The sequence below is a fragment of the Streptomyces sp. NPDC053426 genome, assembly GCF_055585405.1.
This window is the reverse complement of record NZ_JBVJKE010000049.1, coordinates 1-2,510: the sequence shown is the minus strand read 5'-3', so window position 1 is coordinate 2,510 and position 2,510 is coordinate 1. Positions and strand designations below refer to the sequence as shown.

The 2,510-nt window shown below is 69.6% G+C and carries 2 protein-coding genes; both read right to left on the bottom strand.

Annotated elements, in window-relative coordinates; translation table 11 throughout:
• On the bottom strand, nt 1-1,288 hold a 1,288-nt coding region (locus tag ACZ62B_RS39045), incomplete at its 3' end, for an alpha-amylase family glycosyl hydrolase (protein ID WP_468729140.1).
• A 119-nt stretch (nt 1,289-1,407) separates the two neighbouring features.
• A partial coding sequence (locus ACZ62B_RS39040) for a pullulanase-associated domain-containing protein (RefSeq protein WP_468729137.1) occupies nt 1,408-2,510 on the bottom strand: 1,103 nt, incomplete at its 5' end.

Genomic DNA, 2,510 nt, shown 5'->3' with positions numbered 1-2,510 from the left:
GCTCGTGCGCGAACCGGTCACGCCGCAGCAACTCGGCGTCGCTCGCACCCGGGTTGTCCTGGCTGACGAAACTCCCGATGCGGCCCATGTCGTGGTTGCCGAGGAAGGTGACCTGCTCGTAGGCGTTGGCCTTGTCGGTGGTGTAGCGGTAGTCCTGGGCCAGGACACCGGAGAGGGTGCTCGCCGCTTTGTCCTGTGAGGCGTAGCCGCGGATGGCGTTCTGCAGCGGGAAGTCGAGGGTGGCGTCGAGCCGGCCCTCGGTCACGTAGGGCGCCGTGACGGACGGGTCGGAGGAGAGCGTCTCACCGAAGATGAAGAAGTCCTCGCGCCCTCTCTTCGCCGCGTAGGCGTCGAGCGCGGTGGCCCACTGCGTCCAGAACGGCATGTCGACGTTGCGGACCGTGTCGACGCGGAAGCCGTCCACGTCGAAGTCCCTGACCCACCGCTGGTAGATCTTCTCCAGGCCCTCGACGACCTCCGGCCGCTCGGTCCACAGGTCGTCGAGCCCGGTGTGGTCGCCGTACAGGCCGCTCTCACCGGCGAAGGTGGAGTCGCCACGGTTGTGGTACATCGTGGGATCGTTCAGCCACGCCGGGACTTTCACGCCGGCCTCGTCCTCGTTCACCACGGGGGTGTACGGGAAGCTGTCCCGGTCGACCTTGCCCATACGGGAGCTGTCGTCGAAGGGACGGCCCTGGGTGTCGAGGTAGGGGTAGGCGCCCTTGGAGCGGTAACCGTACTTCTGCTCGGTGTTCGTGACGGTGTCGGCGGTGTGGTTGGTGATGACGTCGAAGAAGACCTTCATCCCCTTGGCGTGTGCCTTGTCGATGAGCTCCGCGAGCTCGGCGTTGGTGCCGAAGTGCGGGTCGACCTGGGTGAAGTCGGTGATCCAGTAGCCGTGGTACCCGGCGGACTCGCCGCCGCCCTGCACCGGTTTGTTCTTGAAGATCGGCGCCATCCAGATGGCGGTGGTGCCGAGCCCCTTGATGTAGTCCAGCTTCTTGATCAGTCCTCTCAGATCACCGCCCTGGTAGAAACCCTTGTCCGTCGGGTCGAAGCCCGTCCGGGTCCGGTCGCCGCCGAGCCCTCCGCGGTCGTTGGCCGTGGAACCGTTGGCGAACCGGTCGGGCAGCAGGAAGTAGGACTGCTCCCTGGTCAGGTCGTGGCGGGCCGGTTCGGCCGCCAGCCGGGCGTCGGACGGCGGGCGGGGCGGGCGAGGCTTCGCGGCCGCCTGCGGTGTGCTCAGCGCCGTGGCGAGCAGCGCGCCCGCGACGACCGCGGCGGCCACGGAGGCGGGACCTCTCACCGCGACCGCCCCGGTCGTGGCGCGTGGCCCGGTTCCGCCTTCTGCGGTGCCCCTGCGTCTTCTGCGGCCTGTTGGGCCCCTTCGGTTCGAAAGTGAGCCGATCACTTGCTCGTTCCTTCCGGTCGGTTGCCTTCGATGCGCACGCCGGTGGCGCCCAGCAGGGCCCCGCTGTCGGCGCGTTGGGTGGCGATCAGCCGGGCCTCGAGCGCCTGCCCGACGCGGTCGCGGTCCCGCGGATCCACGCGGAACGCCGAGTACTCCGTGTACTGGGGGAAGCGGGACCTCTGTGCCTCGGTCAGCTCGGCCGGTACGAGCCGCAGCCACTGCCCCTCGTCGGACAGCGCGCCGTCGTCGATCGTGAGGTCGCCCTCGGTGGCGTACACCAGTTGCTGACTGGCGACGCCGCTGCCGTCGCCCGCCCACACGACGGTGTCGTCGCCGATCCAGGTGGCCTCCGTCGTGCTGAGGTCGAGGGCGAAAGCGCCGCCGGGGGAGGGCGTCAGATAGGCGGGGTCACCCGCCACGCGCCAGACCTCGTGCCCGTACAGGGAGAAGTCGAGGGCCTCGTCGTCGGGGACGTCCTTCTCCTCCTTCTTGTGCAGGATGTAGCTGAGGGACGCGGCCCCTTCGCTCAGCGGGACTTCGAAGACCAGCCCGAAGGAGTCCTCGCGCACCGGCGGGACGGGGTCGTTCCACTCCGGTGGGTCGGCGGACCCCGTCCAGGTGTGCAGGCCCCAGCCGTCGTAGTCGCCGTCGGGCCGGTGGTAGTGCAGTACGGCCTTCTCCTGGTCCTGCGGCGGGTACGCGGACGTGGGCCTGGCCTTCCGGACGGTCGCGCTGTTCTCCTCGGTCCACACCTCACCGGTCGTGGCCAGGTCGAAGACACGCTCCGGTCCGTCGGCGACTCCGTCCTTCTCGATGGTGAAGCGGATTTCGCCGGTGCCGGCGCCGGGGGTGATCCACGCGAAGGCCCCGTAGGCGTCCCGGCCGGCGAAACGGGCCGTCGTACCGTCGGCCGTCCGCAGCAGCAGACCGTCGTAGTCGCCGTCGGCGCGCCGGTGGTGGACGACGGCGTGGTGTCGCTTCGCGGTCGGCTTCTCGGGAACGGCCGGTTGTCCGGCGGTGGTGGTGCCGGTGTCGCTCGCGGTACGACCGGCGCTGTCGACCACGACCGCCTTGTAACGCAAGGGCGTTCCGGAACGCA